Annotated in this window: 12 protein-coding genes; 5 read left to right on the top strand and 7 right to left on the bottom strand. The window is 58.0% G+C overall.

Going from position 1 to position 16,057, the window contains the following annotated elements; translation table 11 throughout:
• Positions 1-10 precede the first annotated feature (10 nt).
• Entirely contained in the window at positions 11-1,351 is a 1,341-nt protein-coding gene (locus NA78x_RS06520) for a DUF1501 domain-containing protein (RefSeq protein WP_425617624.1), read from the top strand.
• Positions 1,352-1,353: 2 nt separating this feature from the next.
• Here NA78x_RS06520 and NA78x_RS06525 read toward each other — a convergent pair whose 3' ends face one another.
• The gene (locus NA78x_RS06525) at positions 1,354-1,644 is read right to left on the bottom strand and encodes a GlsB/YeaQ/YmgE family stress response membrane protein (protein ID WP_425617625.1); all 291 of its coding nucleotides are present in this window, start codon (positions 1,642-1,644) and stop codon (positions 1,354-1,356) included.
• Positions 1,645-1,894: 250 nt separating this feature from the next.
• On the opposite strand from NA78x_RS06525, the gene NA78x_RS06530 reads away from it, so the two are divergent.
• Positions 1,895-2,752 (top strand): JmjC domain-containing protein, encoded by an 858-nt coding sequence (locus NA78x_RS06530; protein WP_425617626.1) that lies wholly within the window; start codon positions 1,895-1,897, stop codon positions 2,750-2,752.
• A gap of 29 nt (positions 2,753-2,781) precedes the next feature.
• Here the strand turns inward: NA78x_RS06530 and NA78x_RS06535 are convergent, their stop codons facing one another.
• The 6 genes from NA78x_RS06535 to NA78x_RS06560 form a co-directional block, all read right to left on the bottom strand.
• On the bottom strand, positions 2,782-3,066 hold the full coding sequence (locus tag NA78x_RS06535; RefSeq protein ID WP_425617627.1) for a hypothetical protein: 285 nt from the start codon (positions 3,064-3,066) through the stop codon (positions 2,782-2,784).
• A 19-nt stretch (positions 3,067-3,085) separates the two neighbouring features.
• Positions 3,086-4,144, bottom strand: coding sequence for a hypothetical protein (locus NA78x_RS06540; protein ID WP_425617628.1), 1,059 nt, complete (start codon positions 4,142-4,144; stop codon positions 3,086-3,088).
• 509 nt (positions 4,145-4,653) lie between these two features.
• Positions 4,654-5,151, bottom strand: a complete 498-nt coding sequence (locus tag NA78x_RS06545; RefSeq protein ID WP_425617629.1) for a hypothetical protein — start codon at positions 5,149-5,151, stop codon at positions 4,654-4,656.
• A 36-nt stretch (positions 5,152-5,187) separates the two neighbouring features.
• Positions 5,188-8,379: an efflux RND transporter permease subunit gene (locus tag NA78x_RS06550; RefSeq protein ID WP_425617630.1), complete on the bottom strand. Its 3,192-nt coding sequence runs from the start codon at positions 8,377-8,379 to the stop codon at positions 5,188-5,190.
• Positions 8,380-8,409: 30 nt separating this feature from the next.
• The gene (locus NA78x_RS06555) at positions 8,410-9,873 is read right to left on the bottom strand and encodes an efflux RND transporter periplasmic adaptor subunit (RefSeq protein ID WP_425617631.1); all 1,464 of its coding nucleotides are present in this window, start codon (positions 9,871-9,873) and stop codon (positions 8,410-8,412) included.
• A gap of 142 nt (positions 9,874-10,015) precedes the next feature.
• A complete protein-coding gene (locus tag NA78x_RS06560) occupies positions 10,016-10,444 on the bottom strand; it encodes a hypothetical protein (RefSeq protein ID WP_425617632.1) in 429 nt (142 codons plus the stop codon).
• 835 nt (positions 10,445-11,279) lie between these two features.
• On the opposite strand from NA78x_RS06560, the gene NA78x_RS06565 reads away from it, so the two are divergent.
• The 3 genes from NA78x_RS06565 to NA78x_RS06575 all read left to right on the top strand — a co-directional run bounded on the left by NA78x_RS06565 (position 11,280) and on the right by NA78x_RS06575 (position 16,052).
• Positions 11,280-12,203, top strand: a complete 924-nt coding sequence (locus tag NA78x_RS06565; protein ID WP_425617633.1) for an ABC transporter ATP-binding protein — start codon at positions 11,280-11,282, stop codon at positions 12,201-12,203.
• A gap of 73 nt (positions 12,204-12,276) precedes the next feature.
• Positions 12,277-14,127 (top strand): ABC transporter permease, encoded by a 1,851-nt coding sequence (locus NA78x_RS06570; RefSeq protein ID WP_425617634.1) that lies wholly within the window; start codon positions 12,277-12,279, stop codon positions 14,125-14,127.
• Complete coding sequence (locus tag NA78x_RS06575; protein WP_425617635.1) at positions 14,124-16,052, top strand: hypothetical protein; 1,929 nt, start codon at positions 14,124-14,126, stop codon at positions 16,050-16,052. The genes NA78x_RS06570 and NA78x_RS06575 overlap by 4 nt, the downstream gene beginning before the upstream one ends.
• Positions 16,053-16,057: the final 5 nt, after the last annotated feature.

Consider the following 16,057-nt stretch of genomic DNA (forward strand, 5'->3'; position numbering starts at 1 on the left):
GCCTGGCACAATGTTTTCCTCCGAGTTCACTTGGCGGCGGCGGCAGTGGTTGCAAGCTGCCGGTTTGGGATTGCTGGGCCTCAGCCGAAGTGGTCTCGCCTCGCGCGTGCAGGCAGCGGAAGAGAAGACGCCACCACGGCGGCGCTGCATCGTGCTATGGATGACTGGCGGACCCACGCAGACCGACACCTTCGATATGAAGCCCGGTCACACCAACGGCGGCGAGTTCAAAGAAGTCTCGACGGCCACGCCGGGACTCAAGTTCAGCGAGCACTTGCCCAAGCTCGGCAAAATGGCCAACCATTTGGCGGTCATTCGCAGCCTAAGCACCAAGGAAGGCGATCACGGCCGCGGGACGTACCTGATGCGCACCGGCCATCAGCCTCAGGGGCCCATTCAATATCCTGGCATTGGTTCGTCGCTCTCGAAGGCGCTCGGCCGCGACGATGATGCCGTGCCGCAGAACGTGGCGATCGCTCCGTACCGTGCCTTCAATCCGCAGGCCTTTGGCCCGGGCTTTCTCGGTCCGCGCTATTCGCCGCTGACCGTTGGTGCCAACGATTCGTTGCAGCCACCGATGCCGGGAGGCACCAGCTATGCCGAGTTGAAGGTGGACGATCTCTCGCCACCCGGGCATGTGACCAAACAAGAGATGGCTGAGCGACTGGAACTTTGGAAGTCTCTGCAGGCGAACTTTCTGGCGACGCATCGCGGCCCGGTGCCGGTCGCGCAAAACACTGTCTATCAGCGGGCTCTCAAGTTGATGGATAGCCAGGCGGCTGAGGCCTTCGATCTGACGCAAGAGTCAGCCGCGGTGCGCGATGCCTATGGTCGCAGCCGTTTTGGTCAGGGCTGCTTGATGGCCCGCCGGCTCATTGAGCGCGGAGTTTCTTTCGTCGAAGTCTCGCTCGGTGATCTCGCCGAGAATCGCATCGGCTGGGACACTCACATGGCCAACTTTGCCGCGGTAAAGAGTCTTTCCGCCGATCTCGACGCCGGTTGGGGCACGCTGATGGAAGAGCTCAAAGATCGCGGGCTGCTGGAGACGACCACTATTTTGTGGATTGGCGAATTCGGCCGCACACCCAAGATCAACATGCAGGGCGGGCGAGATCACTTTCCCGCTGCGTGGACCTGTGTACTGGGCGGCGGTGGCATCAAGGGTGGCCAAGCCTACGGCCGGACTAGCGCCGATGGCGAAAAGGTCGAAGAAGGGAAAGTTGATGTCGGCGATGTACTCGCGACGGTCTGCCAGGCGACCGGCATCGATCCCGAGACCAAAAACATTTCCGACCAAGGCAGGCCGATTAAGCTCGCGGAGGGGAATCCCATCCGCGAGCTCTTGGCCTAAACCTACACGCCACGCAGGCTGCTGCTACCGCGCGACGAGGCGTACAGACTGATCCAGACGACGATCAGTGCGCCGACGATCGACATAATCCAACCGGCGCCGCGGAAGGCACCATCTTCGGGGCGGAAACCCAAAGCCCACGAGATGAACCCGCCCAGCAGCGAGCCGGCGATGCCGAGCACCATCGTGGCCAGAAAGCCCATCGATTGACGACCCGGATACAACATCCGTGCGATCAGGCCAATGACGAGACCAAACACACACCACACAATAATCGCACCCAAAGTACCCATGGCAGTAAACCCCCGAAACCTTGTTCCAATTTTGATCACACCACGTCGGTGATCGTGGTGGCAGTAAATGCACGTTCGGTGCCAAATCTCAAAACAAGGTGTTTTCAGGCGTTTTTCGCGATATCTGGCACGGCGAAATCGGCGCTGGCCGTAGCCGATGAATACCTCGCGAACAGACTGACCAAAACTCGACCGCTTACAACCTGCGCGGACCCTCGCTTTGTTAAGCTGACTGCGGAGGACCGCCACGATGATTTTGCAGCAGTTGCTCGGCGAAGTAGCCGCAGCCAGTTTCCTGGAAGAGAACTTTTTCCGCACGCCATTCGCCAAGCCGGGCGGCTGCCAAGAGGTTATCACGTGGACGGCTGCCCAGACGTGCGACCTGCTCTTGCCGCAGCCTGACTTGGACCTGCTCGTCACCCGCGAGGGTCGCCCCTGGGAAGGTGCCGCAGTCAACTCGGCCGCCCTCGGGCAGGAAGCACTGGCCGCCGGCTATACGCTGTGTCTGCGACATGCCGATCGGCATCATCCGCAACTCGCCCAACTGGCGGCTGAGTTTCAGGCCGACTTTCTCGCCCCGATCGACGTCCACGTCTACTGCACGCCCGCCGAACGACCGGGCTTCAGCTGGCATTACGACGCCGAAGAGGTTTTCATTCTGCAGACCGAAGGTTCAAAAGATTGGTGGCTGCGCAAGAACACGGTCAACCCCTGGCCGCTCGTCGAGACCATCCCCGCCGATATGCGTTACGAGCGCGAGATCATGCCGGCCCTGCACTGTACGCTGCGCGCGGGAGACTGGCTCTACATCCCCGCCGGCTATTGGCATCGCACCAGCGCGACCGAGCTTTCCACGTCCCTCTCCGTCGGCGTTCTCTCGCCCACCGGCATCGACCTGTTCGATTACTTGCGCACCCAACTGCTCGACGACCTGCGCTGGAGACAACGACTGCCCGTTCTGGGCACGGCCAATCCAAAATCCCCCGAAGAGATCGCCGCACAGTGCCAAGAGATGTTTGCGGAGTTAGCAAAGGATTTGCAGCGGAAGATTGGCAGCAAGCAACTCCCCACGCAGTTCATCAGGTCGCGAGAGAACCAAAATAGGTAGCTGTACGTTTCGGTGCTTTAGATGGGTAGTCACGGACCGTAAAGCGTTGATACTTCCCCGTTGGGTCCGTTGATGAACGACTCTGGAGGTAGCCAAATTCCGACGTAGCCAACCAACGTCTTGACCGCAAACTCATTCTCATCAACTGCCCAATCGACTGGCCCGTAAAACCACGCGATCACTTCACCCGCCGGTTCTTTAGGGCCGAAGAAACCGCGGTGATTTAGCCCGCAAAGCGGACCAATTGCGAGCAAATAGACGATCGGAACAATCGCTACGAAGACCATGATGGCGGCAATGGTGGACCTGGTCATACCTTCCCCCTTTGCATGCCTACTCCACCGGCTCTGCTCGCTCAATGGCCAGTATCGCATCGGTCGGCTTGAGCGTGGCTTTGCGGATGAAGTAGCCGCGGTGAATGATCTGCTCGCCGTTCAGGCTGTCGAGCGTGCCGGCCTTGATCGGGCCTTCTTCGAGCAGGCCGGTTACTTCGAGCGGTGAATGGGTATCGACTTTGGCCGTCTGCTTGGCGAAGTTCTCGATGTGAACTTCGCTGCCGCGATAGTTGAACGTGGGTGTGCCGTTCTTGGTGGAAACAGTGCCTCGCAAAATCACCTGCTTGCCAACCTGATCGCTCAATTGCACTAAGCGGGCGTTGGCTCCCTTGCCACCTTTGTCGAGGCGATAGGTGCCCGTCTTGTTGCCGAGTGTGAGGATGGTGCCGCGAGCTTCGACGACTTTGCCATCGGTCGCGCGGGGCCAAGGTGTGCCGTTATCGACCAGCAGTCGCCAGTTGCCTGCGGCAATGTAAGCCGAGCCTCCTTCACTGACGGCCTGACCTTGAATGAGTGCTTCACGGCCGACGAAGTCTGCCGGCGCGAAAGGCTGCAGCTTGATTTCTTTCTGTTCGAAGACCGTCAGTTCGTGCAGAAAGTATTGATCGGTGGTTTGCAGCTGCGCGCCGGCCTTCTTGTAAGCGGCGGCAGGGATGCCAACGAAGCCACCCGTTTCAAAGCCTTCGAACTCGAACGCTTTGCCGGGTTCCAGATTCGGGATTTCGTCGCGGCCGTAGTAGTCGTTCAGTTTGATCTGAATGAACTCTTGCGTGGCGATTCCGTTCACACGATACACACGCACGCTGATGCCGCTGTCGTAGCCCTTAGCCCGGCTGTTCACGACAATCCCTTGCACCTTCACCACCTCGCCCAGCGGCACGCGCAGTTTGCCAATCAGGCGAAACTTCTTGCCCAGTTGATCGAGGGGCACATCGACGGGAGCATCGGCGGCAGTGTTTTCGGGCCGAGCATCGTAGGCCGCCGGTTGCACGTCCTGAGCGTGCGTCAACGAAACCGCGACGAGACTCATCAGACCAGCCCAGACATATCGCGACATCAGGAATCCTTCCCATCAAGTGCTAGCAAGCGCGCTCCAGCAGATGCAGCCCGCGCTGCCATAACATAGCACCACCCACACGGCCGGTAGAAGTTCAGTTTTTCTCGACCTTGGGTCGCGCGGCAACGCAATTGCGCCAAGGCAGGTTACAACGGGCCACGTGACCTGCCGGCAAATTTTCGCGAAAATTTATTAAACAACAGATAACGAAACCATTGACAACAAATCACCATACTGCAAAAACAACGAGACGTTCTCTTACAGTTTGGTAGTGCACGGTGGGGCCGCGATGCGGGGCCAGTTGCGTTGTTTCTGGACGACGCGGTGGCTGCAGCAAATTCGGATGCCTGTCCAACAACTGGGGCGGTTGTTGGACAAAGAGGATGGTGACGAAAGTTGTGCGAGTAGACCCAAGTGCCGAGACGGCAACAGCTTCCGGCAAAAAACAAGAATCGGCCACTGTCCAATAACCTGGCGGGTTGTTGGACGTTTAGGCTGATAGCGAAAAACTACTTGTGATCGTGGCCGTGGTCCTGATGTTCGAGCGTGCCGCTATAAACCTTGCCGTCGATGGTGACGTTCAGACGGGTGGAGGTCTTGGGAGCTTCCAGCAATTCGAGCACCTTCTCATCGACGAGCGTGAAACGAGACGAGGTGCCGGCAGCTTCGCCTTCTTGCGAAGCGGCGGCGAGCTTCGCCTGAACGGGTTCCGTGGCGGTCTTCAGATTGAGCGTGATCTCTGGCTCGGCAATCACGACGGGCGCCTTGGCATCGGGACCAAGCAAGTAGACCGTGATGGTTTTGGTGGCATCGTCGTGGGTGAGTTCGGCGTGGTATTCGCCTTGTGCCAGTTCAATCAGGTGGCCGTGGTGGGGACCTTCTTCCGCGTGATCTTCATGGCCAGCTTCGGCCGCCTTCGGTGGGGAAGCATTGTCGGCCGGTTTGGCACAGCCCAGGGTGACAGTGAGCGAGAGAGCCAGAAAGAAGCAAGCAAAACGGAGCAGCATAAATTTCTCCAAAGGAAAGTGAGAGGCAAACGGAAATCAAGCGTGAGTTGTCGTTGGCGGCGGGGCAGCGTGAGCTGGGTGTAGATGCGGTTCGTCGGTCAGTTCGTCTTCTTGCTTGTCGTCGTGCAGATGCAATTCGGCATCGCGACGACCAAAGCACCAGAAGAGAGCCGGGTGAACGAAGAAGTCGAGCAGGGTGGAACTGATGAGCCCACCCAAGATGACCGTGGCAACGGGATACAGAATTTCTTTGCCTGGTTCACCGGCCGCGAGGACAAGCGGCACGAGCGCGATGCCTGCCGTCAGAGCCGTCATGAGCATCGGAGCCAGGCGTTCCTTGCCAGCGCGTTCGATCATCTGCGGCGTGAAGCTTTCGCCCTCATGCTTGACCAGATGCAGATAGTGGGCGATGAGCAGAATGCCGTTGCGCGAGGCAATGCCCGAGAGAGAAATGAAGCCGACCATACTGGCCACCGTGAGCGACTGCCCGGTGATGACCAGCGCCGCAACCGCGCCGATGGCGGCCATCGGCAGGGCGGAGAGAACTTGCAAAGCCAGATTCGTCGAACCGAAGAGCGTGTACAGAGCGAGAAACATGGCCGCAAGCGAAATCAGGCTCAGCAGGCCAATCATCCGCGTGGCGTTCTCCTGGCTTTCGAACTGGCCACCGTACTCGACCACGTAGCCTGGCGGCAGTCGCTGCTTGATCGGTTCCAACCGAGCTTTAATGTCGGTCACCACGCTATGCAGGTCTCGGCCGGCGGTATTGCACTGAATGATGATGCGGCGACGGACATTCTCGCGGTTGATCGTGTTGGGACCACTGGCCACTTCGGGGAAATGTGCGATTTGGCCGAGCATCACACGACTGCCATCGGGCGTGTTGAGCGTGAGTCGCTCCAACTGGTTCTTGTCTTGGCGAAAGGCTTCATCGATCCGCACGACCAGATCAAACTTGCGCTCACCCAGCACGATTTCCGAAACAGTGCGACCGTTGAGTGCCGTTTCGATGAAGTTGTTCACATCGTCGGAAGAGAGACCATAGCGGGCCAGTTGATCGCGATTGAGAACAATTTGCTGCTGAGGGATTTCCACTTGCTGTTCGACCATCAGGTCTTTCACGCCAGGAATGTCGGCCATCGCGGCCTTCATTTCGTCGGCACCTTGGCGAAGGATCGTCAAATCCTCGCCATAGATTTTGATGCCCACCTGGGCTTTGATGCCCGAGAGCATGTGCGAAATGAGATGCTGCAGCGGTTGTTCGACCGCGATCACCACGCCGGTGACTTGCGTCAGCTCTTCGCGCAGTTCGGCGAGAATTTCTTCGCGATCGCGACCGCTGTGCGGATCAAAGCTGATGATGATCTCCGACATGTTCACGCCTTCTGCGTGCTCGTCGAGTTCCGCGCGGCCCGTGCGGCGACCAAAAGCAGTAACGCCCTTCACCTTCTTGATGCGCTCGTCCACCATGCCGGCAATGCGATTCGATTCGTTGAGCGACGTGCCGGCCGGCAACATCACGTTCACCTGCACGCTGCCTTCGTTAAACGCGGGGAGAAAGTCGCGGCCGAGCTGGGTGACCGTGAACAGGCTGATGACTACCGCCACAGCGACCGTAGCGAGAATGGGCACTGGATGCGCCACGCTCAGGCGAATGGCAAAGCCGGCGATCCACTTCAGCCAGCGCAGCAGGAAGCCATCGACCTCATGCTCCATGAACTTGGCATTGGGCAGCAGCCAGTACGACAGTACCGGCGTCACCGTGAGCGACACAAATAGCGAGGCGATAATCGACACGATGTAGGCAATGCCCAGTGGCGTGAAGAGACGTCCTTCCATGCCACCGAGAGCAAACAGCGGCACAAACACCAGCACGACGAGAATCGTGCTGAAGACGATTGAATTGCGAACTTCACTGCTCGCTTCGTAAACGACGCGCAGCGCCGATTTCGGGTTGGGGCTATGTTTGTTCTCGCGCAGGCGGCGATAGATGTTCTCGACATCGACGATGGCATCGTCGACCAGTTCGCCAATGGCAACCGCCAGTCCGCCGAGCGTCATGGTGTTGATCGACATGCCAAACCATTTGAAGATCAGGCCAGTCACAACAATCGAAAGTGGTATCGCCGTGAGCGTAATGAATGTCGTGCGAAAGTTGAGCAAGAACAGAAACAGCACGATAACGACCAAGATGCCGCCGTCGCGCAAGGCTTCGATGACGTTGTGAATGCTCAGGTCGATGAACTCTTTTTGCTGATAGACATTCGGATTGATCCGCAGATCAGCCGGCAGCGAAGACTTCAGTTCTTCGAGCGCCTTCATGACGTCGCTGGTGATCTGACGGGTATCTGCGCCGGGCTGTTTCGAGACGATGATCATCACGGCTGGATTGCCGTTCACCGTGGCTTCGCCACGTTTGACCTGTGCCGCTTCGCGAATGGTGGCCACCTGATTCAGCAGGATGGACCGATCGGACGACGACTTCACCACCACCTTCTCGAGCTCGCGCACATCTTGTAAGCGACCAATCGAGCGGACCAGAAGCTCTTCACCGCCCTTTTCCAGGTAACCGCCCGTCGCATTAGCATTGCTGCTGGCAACCGCCTTTTCGATGTCCATCAGCGAGACATCGTACTTGAGCATCTCGTCGGGATTGGCGAGCACCTGGAACTGTTTACGGCCGCCACCCATGGTGATGACCTGTGCGACACCAGGAATGGTGAGCAACCGTTGGCGAATGACCCAGTCGGCGAGTGTGCGCAGTTCGATGGGATCTGTTTTGCCTCCTTCGCTGGTCACACCCACGATGATAACCTGACCCATGATTGACGAAATCGGAGCCAGTTGGGGAGTGACATTATCCGGCAAGCGCTCGGCGGCGAGGGCAATTTTCTCGGCGACGATTTGGCGATCGACAAAGATATCGGTTCCCCAGGCAAACTCGACGTTGATTACCGATAAGCCCACGCCCGACGAACTACGGACTGCCTGCACGCCGGTGGCCCCGTTGAGCGACGACTCCAGCGGAAACGTGACGAGCGTTTCGACTTCTTCCGGCGCGAGGCCGGGGCACTCGGTCATCACCGTGACGCGGGGACGGTTGAGATCGGGAAAAACATCGATGGGCAAGTGATACAACACATAGCTGCCGTAGACCGTCAGCACGAGCGCTAGAGCGATCGTGATGGCGCGATAGCGGAGGGAAAGCTTGATGATGGAGTTAAGCATGGCGGCGCTGGCTGGGTCGTTGTTAGAAAATTAGTGGCTGTGGCCGGCGTGCGGATCGGGAGCGCCGCCCGCTTTGTTTTTGACAGCAATCTGCAGCTGCGCCGCGCCGCGCAGCGCCACCAGGTCGCCGGGAAAGAGCGCGCCGTCGTTGGCGATGACCGCGTGGCGAGAATCGCGATATTCGACGTGCACGGGCCGGCGTTCGAAGAAATCGTCGTTGGGGCAAAAGACATACGTTTCGGTTGCGTCCTGGGCGATGGCCTCAATGGGCAGCACGATCCGGTTCTCCAGCGTTTCCAGAGGAATTTCGAGCTGTACGCGCTGGCCGGGGCGATAGTGCCAGGCAAAGAAGCGGCGACCTTCATCGCTGCGGAAGTCTCGTTGCTGGCGATTGGGGAGCGTCACATAAAAGTCGAGCGTCCGTTTTCCTTCTTCAATTTTGGTGGCCAGATACAAAACCTTGAGCCCGTTGATCAGTTCGCGCTGTCCGCCGTCGGACTCCAGCACGGCGGTAACATCGGAGCGGTTATCGGCAGCTCGGCTGATATCGGCCACATCGCGTTCGAAGGCTTCCCCTTCGATGTACAGTTCCGCATGATCGGCCAGCGTGGCGAGCGTGGTGCCCGCTTCGACCTGTTGGCCTTGCGCGACCTTCACGCTTTGTACTTGAAAGATGGTCCCTTCCGGGGTTTGCATTCCATCTTCGGTGACCGTGGGAACCGAGACGGTGAGGTCGCGGAACAATTCTCGATCTTCCAGGATCGCACTCACCTGAGCATCGGTCAGGCCGTGCAATCGCAGGGCTTGTCGCTTGGAACGCAGGGTCGCTTCGCGCTTTTGTTGTTCGTACTTTTGCTCGATGATTCGCTTACCGGGAATGGCGCCGTCTTCCGCCAATTTTTCGAGGCGGGCGATCTCGGTGCGGATGACTTGCAACTCTTCCGCCGTTTCGAGCAGATCTGCCTGCGTTTGCACGAGGTCTTCATGCGTCAGGCGAAGTTCGAAAAGCTTGCTGCCGGCGGCGAGCGTTTCTCCTTCGATGGGGAAGATCTTCATGATCACTCCCGTAAGCGGCGCGGTCACCTCCACCGTCGAGCGGCCGGGACGCTCGGCAACAGTGCCAGGAATCGAGAGCTTTTTGGTGAAAGGTTCCAGCTTGACGGGCTGGATGAACTCGTCGGTCAGGCCGATGTTCTTGCGTGCCTGCGGGCTGAGCTGGATGGCATTGGGCCTGGCATCGGGAGGGTGGTCTGTATGACCGGCTTCAGTTTTTGCGCCCGGCTCTGGCTGCGGCTCGCTGGCGGCGGGCAGACCGAGTAATTGGCGAGCGGGCGGCAGCCAGTACTGCTGCAGACTGGCCGCGACGGCTCCTACGGCAATGAGCACGACGACGACCAACAACCAGCGAGGCTGGGTTACCTTAGACTTGGCCGTCTGTGCCTGTGCAGCTGTAGCATCGGCCTGTGAACGAGCTGGGGAATTAGCCTGCGCCATGGCAGAGACCTCCGCAGTGAAGGGGCGATCAGCGGTCTTAAACAACCGAGCCGCGCAATCACGTGGGTGTACCGACAAGAACTGAACGAACGGAACAACAACGACAGAATCGCGGCGAAGAGCGCCGCGCGTCGGGAAGAAATCAGTTCAAGAAATGCTCGAGCGCAACGTGTCTGCGCACGGGAGGCGGATATTTGCCGAGGTCATCAAGAGAACGATGCGAGATGCGCAAAGGCAGCTGCGGCAGCGTCTGGCTGACGATCACTGGCAACGCCGCTACCTGGCAGCAGAGCGGCAGGGGCGATTTGCTCGCATGCACATACACGCACTGCGGATCGGAGCAAGGCTCGGGGGTCGCAGGCTTCGACTCGTCGGAGTCATCATCTGCACGACGTTCGCCGTGGAAGTGCGACAGGCCCCCATGCGAGTGCTCGTGCACATGGTCGTAGGCCTGGGCGGAGTGAACGTGCCCTGGTTCAGCATCGGCCCCGTGCGCATGGTGCCAGCAACAACCCAGCATGATATGCAGGGTAAAAGCGGAGACCGCGATGTGGGTGATGATAGAACGCATAGAGAAACACTACTTCCGAGGCATCTTCTGGGATTGTTGGTCACAGGAGCGGGTAAGTCAATGTCAATCGCCGCTTCGGTAAGCCGCAGAGCCGCTTCGCGTGGCGGCAGAAACTGCCAAGAAATGAAAAAGGCCACTGGAAGCGGGAATTCCCAGTGGCCTGAGGCGGGATTGATTCTTTTCTGTGAGTTAGCGGCGTGATTTCGTTGCCCGGCAGTTCTACCCAGATGCCGGGGACGGTGACTCACGCGGTCAAATCTCATTCAGCGGGTCATCACCGGTCGTTCATCCGATGATGGATGTGTTCCATGCGATCTCCTCCTTGAGAGCTGAGGCTGGGGAGTTGGCTGGTTGCTCGCCGGCCGGCGAAGCAACCCACCAACCCTGTTGTTCCATCGTTTCCCCTGCGCCGGGGCGTCTTCGATGGGAATCTGATATTGCACGCGCCGTGCCAGAGGCCAAAACCTGGTCGAAAAATCTCGCAGAATGGCCTTTTTGATCTGGGCTGAAGCCGTGCTCTTTGCTGCAACCGGTTTGCAGTTATGATCTTAGGCATGGCTTGGCGAAATGGCCTCTGCAGTGCGGCACTTCCATCGCTTGGCCTGCGTTTGTAAAAGCTGCTCTGACCCGATTGACGATTTTACAATTTCCGTTTGAACTTTTTTCCGCTAGCAAGCGTACTGTCGTGCAGGCGCAAGTACTGCCGCCAACCGGTTTTGCTGGCTAGAGCCTGAAAATCTGATAGAATACGGTGCTGGCCCGCTCTGGGGTCGGGACTCTCCTTTTTCGTCTGATTTCGCTTTCATTCCCGCTCATCCTTCGGCCCGCTTTTGCTATGACAGCTGCCACTCTGCCGGCAACCCCGGCTCGTCCTGCCACCACTAACGAAGTGGTCATCGAGACCCGCACGCTTACGAAGGTCTACAAGGACTTTTGGGGCCGATCCAAAGTACGAGCCTTGAACGCGCTCGATTTGGAGATTCGCCGCGGTGAGATCTTCGGTCTCCTCGGGCCCAACGGCTCCGGCAAGTCGACCACCATCAAACTGGTTCTGGGGTTGCTCTTTCCCACCAATGGCCGGGCCCTAGTGTTTGGCAAAGAGGCCACCGAAGTCACCAAGAACGAACGGATCGGCTACCTGCCCGAAGAGTCCTATCTCTACAAGTTTTTGAACGCCGAAGAGACACTCGACTTTTACGGTCGGCTGTTCAATATGCCTTCGCAGGTTCGCAAGGACCGCATCAACGAACTGATCAACATGGTCGGCCTCGGCTGGGCTCGCCGTCGTCAGCTGCGGGAATACTCGAAGGGTATGACCCGCCGCATCGGTCTCGCTCAGGCGCTAATCAACGACCCCGAGTTGCTGCTGCTTGACGAACCGACGTCGGGTCTCGACCCGATCGGTACCCGCGAGATGAAGGACCTGATCCTCAAGCTGCGTGATCAGGGCAAGACGATCGTCATGAGCAGCCACTTGCTTCCCGACGTGCAGGATGTGTGCGATCGGATTGCGATTCTGCATCAAGGTGAGTTGAAAGAACTGGGTCGCGTCGATGAACTGCTCACCGTGCAGGACGTGATGCAGTTGCGAGCCCGGAATGTCACGCCCGAATGCGAAGCGGAGTTGCGGGCGGTTCTCGCTCGGCACAATACCGAGTTGCTGGCCGTGGAGCGACCGACGCTGTCGCTTGAAGAGTTGTTCCTCAATATCGTGCGCGAAAGCGAAGCTCGCCCGGGTAAGCGAGCTCCGAATTCGTAACGTCGCGAGCTTATTGTTCCCGTTATCAGCGGGCTGAGACAACTTTCCAGCGGACTCTGCGGCGGACTGACACATGCTTTCTTTCGAAAACAAACTGATCACGTATTACGAGTGGTTGTGGGGCAGTGCCCACAACTGGCAACAGCCCGATAAGTGGGGCTTTGCCATTGGGGCATTGATCATCATCTTTGCCCTGGCGCTGCTCGTTCCTTTTTTCTGGTTCGTGATTGCCTCGTTCTCGCGCGGACCCAGCGAAGCCTTTTACCTGGTTTCGCGCTCGATCCTCTCGGTCTTCCGAGAAGATGCTCCGGGCTTCTCGCTGCGACGAACACTGGCGATTGCCAAGCTGTCGCTCCAAGAGGCAATTCGCAATCGCGTGCTGATTGCCTTCGGCCTGTTCTTGATTGTGCTGCTGTTCGCTGGCCTGTTCCTTGATGTGAAGAACAGCAACCCGGCCCGGTTGTACTTGAGCTTTGTGATCTCGACGACCAACTACTTGTTGCTGCTGATGACGGTGTTTCTCAGCACCTTCAGCATTCCCAACGATATCAAAAATCGTACCATCTACACCGTGGTAACCAAACCCGTGCGAGCCAGCGAAATGGTGCTCGGTCGCGTGGTGGGCTTCATGGGCATCGGCACAGTGATGCTCATCGCGATGTGCCTGGTTAGCTACTTGTTCATTCTGCGCGGGTTGACACACACGCACGAAGTGGTCGCCGATAGCTTTCAAGTGGTCGACGAAGACTCGGTCAGCGGCACGAGGATCGAAAAAGGGGACACGACCAACGTCCACCATCACCAGCACGAAATCACCATCGACAAAGATGGTAAGGCAACCGTTAACCCCGTGATGGGGCACACGCACGCGGTTACCGTGACGGGTACCGGCAAGGATCGCAAGTTCACCCTCGGACCGGCAGAAGGAATGTTGCAAGCCAAGGCACCCGTCTATGGCAAACTACAAGTGCTGGATCGCAACGGCAATCCGAGCGAGACCGGCGGCATTAGCGTGGGTGACGAATGGAGTTATCGCGGCTACATCGAAGGTGGCTACAACACCAAGTCGCGAGCGATTTGGACCTTCACGGGCGTCACCAAAGAACGCTATCCCAATGGCCTGCCGCTCGAACTCAACCTGCAAGTCTTCCGTACGTATAAAGGCAACATCGAACGCGGCGTGCTCGGAGAAATCATTCTCCGCAACCCTGACGAGTCTGCCCGCAATCGCCAGAGCGGCCCGATTGTGTTTCCCTCGAAGGAATTCGTGTCCGATTACAAGCTCATCAATAAAGAAGATCCTCGCTACCAACTCGACCCGTTCGACTACGTCAGCGACGATGGCGAGCTGGAAGTGATTGTGAAGTGTGCGGAACCTTCCCAGTACTTTGGTGTGGCTCAGGCGGATGTGTATCTGCGTCCCCGAGACGGCATTTTTGAATTGAATTTCGTCAAGGCCTATTTCAGCATCTGGCTGCAGATGCTGCTGGTCACTTGCTTTGGTGTAATGTTCAGCACGTTCCTCAGCGGTCCCATCGCCCTGCTGGCGACTAATGCCGCGGTGGTGCTTGGCCTGTTTGGCGACTTCGCTCGCAGCGTGGCGACCGGTGTCGAGCAAGGTGGCGGGCCGATCGAGTCGATCATTCGCCTTGTCACCCAGCAGAACCAGACGACCGAAATGGAAATGAATCCCATCGCCATGAACATCATCCAGGGCTTCGACAGCACGCTGATGTACTTCATGTACGGTCTGACGTATCTCCTGCCCGACCTAACCCAGTTTGATTCATCCCAGTTTGTGGCCAATGGCATCGATATCTATCCAGCAGTCATGTTTCGTCAGGTGACGATGGCATTGGTCTATGCCGCGTGTGCCACTTTTGCTGGCTACTTCTTCCTTAAGTCGCGGGAGATCGCCGCGTGAATAAGAACCAATCGCTCGTTCGCAAAGTTGGCTACATCACGGCCATCGCCCTGCTACTCATTCCTTTGTCTCGCTTGAGCGAACCTGCCACGCTCACGCGCACCAAGGATGAAAATGGCCAGGTCCGCGAAGTCGGTACGCCCGGTGGTACACTCGCGCGCATGCGCGCCGAGAATGGCCTGGCGCAAGCTCAACTGGGCGAAATCGACCCCGCGAGTGCCACCATGAAGCTGGCGACGCTCGGCATGCGCCCGGTGGCCGTGAGCGTGCTGTGGCAATACGCCAATCACTACAAGAAGATCAAAGACTGGGACAAGCTGGAGGCAACGGTCGAGCAGATCATTCGCCTGCAGCCCAACGATCTCGAAGTTTGGGATTTTCAAGCTCACAACCTTTCCTACAACGTCTCGGTCGAGTTCGACGACTACCGCTATCGTTACCAGTGGGTGAAGAACGGTATCGGCTTCTTGATTCAAGGGACCGAATACAATCGCGATGAGCCCGGCCTGCTCAATCAGGTTGGTTGGTTCACCGGGCAGAAGATCGGCCGCTCGGACGAAGCCAAGCAGTTCCGTCGCATGTTCCGCGATGACAAAGAGTTTCACAAGCAATTTTTGAATGCCGGCGTCGATGTCGATCAGTACGCGGCCAAAGGCTTCGACGGCAAGCCCGATAACTGGCTGGTTGCCAAGCTGTGGTACGACCGCGCGATGGACGCCGCCGTGAACTCCGGCCGGCCAATTCGTGGCAAGACCCCGCTGCTGTTCTATAGCGGTGCTCCGATGTCGCTCATTAACGGTGCCGCCGCGATCGAAAAAGATGGCCACTTCGGCGATCGCGCCAAGGTTGCCTGGGAAAGTGCCGCCGAAATGTGGTACGGCGGCGACCTCGATCCGTCGGCTCTTAAAGAAGTCAAACTCGTCTATGGCAATCGCTTGATTCCCACTTCGGCCGGCTTCGATATTCGCCTCAACGAAGGGGAAGAAGTTGCCCAGCGAATGAAGCAGTTCACCGAAGAACTCGACAAGCTGGCGCCCGGTGCGCGTGACAAGCTGTACAACGAACGGAAGGCGGCTACCTCTGCTGATCTGGTAAAGGCCCAGCCTGCAGAAGTGCGAACCGCGTTCGAGAAGCCCCTCGATCAACTCACCGAAGAAGATCGGATGAACTTGAGTGTCGTCCTGTCGCACATCTTCCCCAACAATCTGGATATCGCCCGTACGGTCACCGGCCCCGAACGAATTCGTGCTCTGCAGTTGGTCGATCAACTCGAGGCCGAAGCGAAGCTGGCACAGTACATCAAGATCTATCGCGGCATCGTCAACTTCGAATACTGGCGCGAACGCTGTAAGGCCGAACGTCAGCCTCGCATGTTGGCCGCGCGAGCCAAGGTGTTCGATGCCGACCGCAAGTTGGAATTGGGACAAGGCTTTACCGAAGTACAAAAGCAGTACGAAGAAGCCTGGGTCTCGTTCGCCGAGATCTTCAAGGATTTCCCCGATTTGATGGCCAATCCCGAAGCGGAAGAACTCGTTGAGTCGATCGAACGCTATCGCGACTTGCTCTCGCAGCTCGATAAGCCCTTCCCCGCCGACTTCGTGCTGAACGACATGCTCGATAAGCACACGCGTGGTCGCAAGCTGCGCGACCTCGCCAAGCTGGTCAGCGATGGCAGCGCGGAAACTCCGAAGAAGCCAGAAGAGAAGAAGCCCGAGGATAAGAAAGAGGATCCAAAGAAGGAAGAACCAGCCAAGGATGAGCCTAAGGCTGAAGAGAAAAAGCCGGACGAAAAGAAGACCGAGGAGCCCAAGGCAGAAGAAAAGAAGGCTGACGAGAAGAAGGAAGAAGAGAAAAAGCCTGCAGCTGTCGATGAACCGACCAAGAAGGATTCGGAAGGCGAGACCAAGACGACCGACAAGAAGTAGTCTTC

The sequence above is a fragment of the Anatilimnocola aquadivae genome, from assembly GCF_049819085.1.
In the GTDB taxonomy this organism is placed as follows: domain Bacteria; phylum Planctomycetota; class Planctomycetia; order Pirellulales; family Pirellulaceae; genus Anatilimnocola.

What these genes read in the sequence shown, in the direction of transcription:
- NA78x_RS06545 (WP_425617629.1), bottom strand. Translation starts at nt 5,151, where the DNA reads ATGCTGCTCCGTTTTGCTTGCTTCTTTCTGGCTCTCTCGCTCACTGTC.
- NA78x_RS06560 (WP_425617632.1), bottom strand. Translation starts at nt 10,444, where the DNA reads ATGCGTTCTATCATCACCCACATCGCGGTCTCCGCTTTTACCCTGCAT.
- NA78x_RS06570 (WP_425617634.1), top strand. Translation starts at nt 12,277, where the DNA reads ATGCTTTCTTTCGAAAACAAACTGATCACGTATTACGAGTGGTTGTGG.
- NA78x_RS06520 (WP_425617624.1), top strand. Translation starts at nt 11, where the DNA reads ATGTTTTCCTCCGAGTTCACTTGGCGGCGGCGGCAGTGGTTGCAAGCT.
- NA78x_RS06565 (WP_425617633.1), top strand. Translation starts at nt 11,280, where the DNA reads ATGACAGCTGCCACTCTGCCGGCAACCCCGGCTCGTCCTGCCACCACT.
- NA78x_RS06555 (WP_425617631.1), bottom strand. Translation starts at nt 9,873, where the DNA reads ATGGCGCAGGCTAATTCCCCAGCTCGTTCACAGGCCGATGCTACAGCT.
- NA78x_RS06535 (WP_425617627.1), bottom strand. Translation starts at nt 3,066, where the DNA reads ATGACCAGGTCCACCATTGCCGCCATCATGGTCTTCGTAGCGATTGTT.
- NA78x_RS06525 (WP_425617625.1), bottom strand. Translation starts at nt 1,644, where the DNA reads ATGGGTACTTTGGGTGCGATTATTGTGTGGTGTGTGTTTGGTCTCGTC.
- NA78x_RS06540 (WP_425617628.1), bottom strand. Translation starts at nt 4,144, where the DNA reads ATGTCGCGATATGTCTGGGCTGGTCTGATGAGTCTCGTCGCGGTTTCG.
- NA78x_RS06550 (WP_425617630.1), bottom strand. Translation starts at nt 8,379, where the DNA reads ATGCTTAACTCCATCATCAAGCTTTCCCTCCGCTATCGCGCCATCACG.
- NA78x_RS06530 (WP_425617626.1), top strand. Translation starts at nt 1,895, where the DNA reads ATGATTTTGCAGCAGTTGCTCGGCGAAGTAGCCGCAGCCAGTTTCCTG.